The 235-nt window shown below is 63.8% G+C and carries 1 protein-coding gene; it reads left to right on the top strand.

Annotated features, from left to right (window positions below; genetic code table 11):
* Window positions 1–235: amidohydrolase family protein (locus tag ABS784_RS17305; RefSeq protein WP_352513445.1), on the top strand; the 235-nt coding region annotated here is incomplete at both ends.

Raw genomic sequence — 235 nt, 5'->3', positions numbered from 1 at the left:
AGCTGCTGGGCGAGCGCTCGGTGTTTGCCCACGGCGTGCACCTGTGTGATGACGAGTGCGCACGGCTGGCGGAGACGGGTTCAGCCGTGGCGTTCTGCCCGACCTCGAACCTCTTCCTCGGCAGTGGCTTGTTCAACTTGCCGATGGCCGAGAAGCACAAGCTGAATGTCGGCCTGGGCACTGACGTGGGCGGTGGCACCAGCTTCTCGCTGCTGCAAACCCTGAACGAAGCCTA

Source organism: Geobacillus sp. G4 (assembly GCF_040327975.1).
In the GTDB taxonomy this organism is placed as follows: domain Bacteria; phylum Bacillota; class Bacilli; order Bacillales; family Anoxybacillaceae; genus Geobacillus; species Geobacillus thermoleovorans.
The sequence above is the reverse complement of the archived record's forward strand: the minus strand, read 5'-3'. Positions and strand labels throughout refer to the sequence as shown.